This window comes from Barnesiella sp. CU968, assembly GCF_905219685.1.
Taxonomy (GTDB): Bacteria; Bacteroidota; Bacteroidia; order Bacteroidales; family Muribaculaceae; genus Lepagella; species Lepagella muris_A.
The window spans coordinates 1-6,102 of sequence record NZ_CAJMXD010000172.1; the positions used below are offsets into that span (position 1 = coordinate 1).

General features: G+C 44.8%; 4 protein-coding genes. All 4 read right to left on the reverse strand.

The genetic code is table 11. From position 1 onward, the window contains the following. Positions 1-177: 177 nt before the first annotated feature. Positions 178-2,109 carry a peptidylprolyl isomerase gene (locus tag JX312_RS07865; RefSeq protein WP_204457626.1) on the reverse strand — a complete coding sequence of 644 codons (1,932 nt, stop codon included), beginning with the start codon at positions 2,107-2,109 and terminating at the stop codon, positions 178-180. A 162-nt stretch (positions 2,110-2,271) separates the two neighbouring features. Further along, positions 2,272-4,452 (reverse strand): DNA helicase RecQ, encoded by a 2,181-nt coding sequence (gene recQ / locus JX312_RS07870; protein ID WP_204457627.1) that lies wholly within the window; start codon positions 4,450-4,452, stop codon positions 2,272-2,274. A 208-nt stretch (positions 4,453-4,660) separates the two neighbouring features. After that, complete coding sequence (gene clpX / locus JX312_RS07875) at positions 4,661-5,908, reverse strand: ATP-dependent Clp protease ATP-binding subunit ClpX (RefSeq protein WP_204457628.1); 1,248 nt, start codon at positions 5,906-5,908, stop codon at positions 4,661-4,663. A 4-nt stretch (positions 5,909-5,912) separates the two neighbouring features. Further along, positions 5,913-6,102 (reverse strand): ATP-dependent Clp protease proteolytic subunit (locus JX312_RS07880; RefSeq protein ID WP_204457629.1); only part of this gene is annotated, 190 nt, incomplete at its 5' end.

A 6,102-nucleotide genomic window follows, 5' to 3' on the forward strand; every position in this document is an offset into this window, starting at 1 on the left:
GCCGGAGATGAGCAAGCCAAAGGCATCTGCAATGATGCCGATGCCATAAACACACTTATGAACAGTATAGGTTTCCGCATTTTCATAATACGTTACAAATTTAAACAAATTTCCACTAATAAAAAAGAAGCCGGGTCTTAATATTGACCCGGCCTCCTCATGTGAATGCCTTTTATTCTATTTCTTCACGCTTTTTAACACTTTCTGATTAACCTTGACCGGATATTTATTCCTTAGTTCATCCTCCCATTGACTCTGAAACTCATTCTGATAGTCATTCGTGACGAGTCCGCGTACATCTGTGTATTCTTCAGGTTCAGTCAATATTCTCGGATCTATCATGAAGAATGATTCGAAATTCTTCTTCACCGGCTTTGTTGGCGCTCCGTCAAACACAAGATTATCTACCATCGCGTTGCCCCCTTTCTCCACGAGCACCTTCTCTATCGAGACTGTGCCTTTGAATGACTTGCGTATCGTATTTACTATTGAGTCACGCCCTGTGACAGCCGCCATTTTTCTCACTTCATCCGCAATGGAATCATTGAGTGTCTGAACAAGATACCCCTTTGCATGAGGAACGCTCCATTTGTAATTATCTCGATGAGATTCAAAATAGTCTTTAAGACCTTCTGTATCTTTGGCTGCCTTATCCCAGATTTTCTTCACGCTTACTTCATAAAGTAGACTGCCGTCGATATATTCATGAAGAAGATTCCTGTAATCCGGTTCCTCTCGCTCGAGCCTGTCTATTTCCACCTCTACAAGAGAAGTGTTGTAGAACGAAGCAAGACTATTGTCAAATATTTTCAACGCAGCTTCCGGATTGGTCTGTCTTATATTTCTCATTTCATACACTAAAGCCGACACCGGAATTTTATTTCCACCTATGGTTATCAAGGTAAGATTGCCATCGGAAGTGTTGCCGTAAGCGGCATAGAATGCGGAATCAAGTGCATTTGTACTGATATACCGCTCAATGGATTCCACCACTTTATCATTGAGTTTTGCCTTGTGCTTAGCCGCGAGACGTGAGGTCTGATTATCACGCACAAGTGAATATCGTTCATCCTGCGGATTGGTTACACGCGCAAGGAACTCAGGCTTCATCTGTTCCATAGAAGGAATCGGGCGCGATGCGATTCGGTTAATGATATGCCAGCCGAAAGCCGTGCGGAAAGGTTCGCTTATACTGTTGTCCGTCAGAGAGAACGCAACGGAGTCAAATTCCGCAACCATCTCGCCGGTACCGAACCATGGCAACATCCCGCCCTGACGTGCTGAGCCTCTGTCATCGGAACGACGGGTGGCAAGCTCTGAAAATGCCGATGGATTTGCCTTGACAATATTATAGATACTGTCAATTTCATGACGCGCTTTGGAATCTGTCGCGGAATCATTACCCTGTGCCATCTTAAGAATATGGGCTGCCTGGATTTTGCCTCTCGCCGGGCGACGCTTGCCTCCTTTCAGCACGTGGTATCCGACCGGACTTTCCACGACTCCAGAAATCTCGCCTTCAGGAGTAGCATAGGCTGCAACCTCGAATGAATACGGATATTGCTGGGCGGATATATAACCCATCCATCCACCTCTCTGGTTAGATCCGCGGTCTTCCGAGATTCCGGCGGCAAGTTCCGTGAAATCAGCACCGGAGAGCAACGCATCCCTCACACTGTCGATACGCTGGCGTTTAGCAGCATTCTCGGCAGGATTCTGACTTTTGAAGAGCATGATGTGGCTTACCTCCACCTCTTGTGTCGCCCGGTCATATGTCTCTTTAAGAAGTTTTTCAAGGAATACAGAGTCGGCAAGATAAGGAGCGGCAAGATCATGCCGGTATTGCTCCATCTCTTTTCTGAAAGCCGCAGTGGTGTCTATCCCTTCCGCCTTGGCGTCCTCGACTTTCATCTTATAAAGCTTAAACATCTCTACATACTCATCAAGAGGCTGCTGGCTAAGTTGCTGCTGACTGTTCTTTCCATACAGATATTCAAACTCCGATTTAGGAACGTCAACACCATTGACTGTCATTATTACGGGATCCTTAGCCGTAAGAGCCAAAGCGAAAAGAGTTACTCCTGCCCCGGCGACAAACTTTTTATTCATTTAAGTTTCAACTTTTGTTACTTACTTACCTTTATGGAACATGGAAATTCCGTCTTTGGAAATTCAGAACTCATCTTTCCAATATCCATATAATTTTAACGATGACAATTTATAAAAATTGTCATCGTTAAAATTATAACCGTATTTATTGCCTGAATACTGTCAATTCCCCATTTCCGATATGAACTTCACCCTTACCAGACGAATATTGTTTTCTTCATATTCGTCACCAAGTTCCTGAATTGCGTTTTCCAGATCATCTTCCTCGCTTTCACGGAAATAATCCATTATATCTTCCACCTGCTCGTCATCAAGTATCTCATATATGAAATAATTGATATCGATTTTGGTTCCTGCCTCCACAATGGATTCAAGCACGTCAAGCATCTCCTCAAATTCAAGACCTTTGCTCTCTGCAAGTTCGTCAAGATCTATTTTTCGGTCAATGGCTTGAATCACCGACACCTTGAGATTATTCTCTTTAGGAACCGAGCGCACCCGTATATCTTCCGGACGTATAATCTCATTTTCGGCTACATGCCGTTTGATGACCTCTATAAACTCTTTTCCATAGCGTTTTGCCTTTCCTAATCCAACACCGGGAATATTTGCAAGCTCCTCTTCCGTAATGGGGTAAGTTGTAGCCATGGCTTCAAGAGACGGCTCCTGAAATATCACATAAGGAGGGAGATTTTGTTTTCGCGCAATTTTTTTTCTTAGATCTTTTAAAATAGCGTAGAGTTCAGGATCGGCCGCGCAAGAGGCCCCCTCTTTTAATGACAACTCCACGTCTGCATCAGAATAATCAATATCTTCCACGATTTTAAATGAAGTTGGGTTTTCGATGAAGTCCCGCCCCTTGTCGGTGAGTTTGAGATTGCCATAATTCTCAAGGTCGCGCGAAAGATAGTCGCCGATGACTCCCTGACGTATAAGAGTGGCAACAAATTTCTCTCCCTCGCTTTCAAGAAAGCCGAAAGACTCCACCTCTGAATGATGATTTGACTTGATTTCATCGGTCTTTCTACCGATGAGGATATTTACTATATATTCTTGTTTATGATTTTCTTTTACATCTCGAACCGCTTCAAGCACAGCGGCAAGAGCCTCCGATGCCTCTATCTGCTTTTTCGGATTGAGACAATTGTCGCAATTCCCACAATTATCTTCATGATAATCTTCTCCGAAATAATGAAGAAGTATCTTGCGTCGGCATACCGACGATTCCGCATAATTTGCGGTCTCTTGAAGCAACTGGCGTCCGATTTCCTGCTCTGTGGCTGTTTTGCTCTGCATCAGTTTGTCAAGTTTCTGAAGATCCTTGTTGTTGTAAAACGTAATGCAACGCCCTTCACCACCGTCTCTTCCGGCTCTTCCGGTTTCCTGATAATACCCCTCGAGACTTTTGGGTATGTCATAATGAATCACAAAACGCACATCCGGTTTGTCAATACCCATGCCGAACGCAATCGTTGCCACAATCACATTGACTTTCTCTTCCAGAAAAGCATCCTGATTCTCCGAACGGGTCTGAGGATCCATCCCCGCATGATAAGGCAACGATGATATGCCATTGATACGCAAGGTCTCGGCAAGTTCCTCAACTTTCTTCCGGCTGAGGCAATAGATGATGCCCGATTCCCCGGGATGTGTCTTTATATATTTGATAATCTCTCGATCAACATCTTTTGTCTTAGGTCGAACCTCATAATAGAGATTCTTCCTGTTAAAGCTTGATTTGAATACCTTTGCATCAAGTATGCCGAGATTCTTCTGAATGTCATGTTGCACCTTGGGTGTGGCTGTCGCTGTCAGTGCGATCACATGGTAATCTCCGATTTCAGCAATCAAAGGGCGTATTTTACGATATTCCGGTCTGAAGTCATGACCCCATTCGGATATGCAATGTGCCTCATCTATAGCAAAAAATGAAATCTTTATGGATTTGAGGAACTCCACACTGGATTCCTTTGACAGAGACTCGGGAGCCACATAAAGGAGTTTGGTCTTCCCTGCGCGTACATCTGCCTTCACAGCTTCGGCACCCGTTTTTGTCAACGAAGAATTCAGAAAATGAGCGATACCGTCATCCTCTTCATAGTTGCGCATGGCATCAACCTGATTCTTCATCAGAGCGATCAACGGCGAGATCACTACCGCCGTACCTTCCGACATCAACGCGGGCAACTGATAGCAGAGAGACTTGCCTCCACCTGTCGGCATAAGCACAAAAACATCGTTGCCATCAAGCAGACTTTCTATGATCGCTTGCTGGTCACCTTTAAATTTGCCGAAACCGAAATGGTATTTCAGCGCTTCATGAATATCAGGAGGAGTAGACATGCGGGTATTAATTGTTATTGGTTCAGGCGAATGTCTGCATGCTGCTTTGTTATCTAAAGACACATCATATGACATACGCCATTACAAAATTAAAATAATTTTTGAATTATCGCAATATCTTCTCAAAAAAAAGAGACTTGCGAAGAAAGATTCACAAGTCCCGAATATAATAGTCTTCCGTTTTCCGGTGTAGATGCAACGTAGAGAATCAATCTGAAAGACGTGTACGCTCGAAGTGTGCCTTTTCAAGCTGTGACGCAGCATAAGCCGCATCAACTATGAATTTCTTTTCGGACTTTGAGGGCACCTCATACATCGCGTCAACCATGATTGTCTCTACTATCGAGCGCAGACCTCTGGCACCGAGCTTGTATTCAATCGCCTTGTCGGCAATGAGATTCAATGCATCTTCAGTAAACTCAAGCTCCACTCCATCCATCTCGAACAACTTCTTATACTGACGCGTAATAGCATTCTTGGGTTCGGTAAGAATCCGCAGCAACGCATCCTTGTCAAGCGGCTCGAGACTCGTAAGCACAGGCAGTCTGCCGATAATCTCGGGTATCAGACCGAAGCTCTTGAGATCCTGCGGCATGACATACTTCATAAGATTGTCGCGCTGATGCTTTTTGGACCGCTCATCATGTCCATATCCGACAACATGTGTGTTAAGACGCGATGCGATCTTTCTTTCTATACCGTCGAATGCACCTCCACATATAAAAAGTATATTCTTTGTGTCAACCGGTATCAGCTTCTGCTCCGGATGCTTGCGGCCTCCGTTTGGCGGCACAAGCACAGTGCTGCCTTCAAGAAGTTTCAACAGACCCTGCTGAACACCCTCGCCACTGACATCACGCGTTATCGAGGGATTGTCGCTCTTGCGTGCGATTTTGTCAATCTCATCGATGAACACTATTCCTCTCTGAGCCCTCTCCACATCATAGTCACATGTCTGGAGCAGACGGGTAAGCAAAGACTCGATGTCTTCACCCACGTAGCCGGCTTCAGTAAGAACAGTGGCATCGACAATGGTGAATGGCACATCAAGAAGCCTTGCTATCGTTTTTGCAAGAAGTGTCTTCCCGGTGCCTGTAGGACCGACAAGTATGATGTTGGATTTCTCCACATCCACATCATCGTCCGCAGTGGAGTTGATGCGCTTGTAATGGTTATAGACAGCTACAGAGAGATATTTTTTTGCATCCTCCTGCCCTATGATATACTGATTGAGAAAATCGTGAATCTCTTTGGGCTTCGGTATGCTTTTTCCAGTATTGGCTTTGCTCTTGCCGGCATTTTTACGCTGTTGAAGCTGCACATCACGTGATTCATCGATAAAGCTGATGCAGTCGGTGCAGAGGTTCAGCCCCTCCAGAACCTTCACAACCGGGGTCGCCGTGCAATCCACATTGCCGCACATGGTGCAGACAAGACCGTTTCTCTTTACTGCCATTTTATCAAGCCTCCTTCTTCGGATTTACAAGGACTTTGTCAATCATGCCATATTCCTTAGCCTCTCCGGCTATCATCCAGTAATCACGGTCTGAATCTGCCTCAACTTTATCAAACGGCTGTCCGGAATGCTCTGAAATGATTTTATAAAGTTCTTCTTTCAGTTTCAGAATTTCCCTGGCTGTAATCTCGATG

Excerpts from the sequence above, each read along its gene's own strand:
- recQ (WP_204457627.1), bottom strand. The coding sequence starts at position 4,452 with ATGTCTACTCCTCCTGATATTCATGAAGCGCTGAAATACCATTTCGGT.
- JX312_RS07865 (WP_204457626.1), bottom strand. The coding sequence starts at position 2,109 with ATGAATAAAAAGTTTGTCGCCGGGGCAGGAGTAACTCTTTTCGCTTTG.
- clpX (WP_204457628.1), bottom strand. The coding sequence starts at position 5,908 with ATGGCAGTAAAGAGAAACGGTCTTGTCTGCACCATGTGCGGCAATGTG.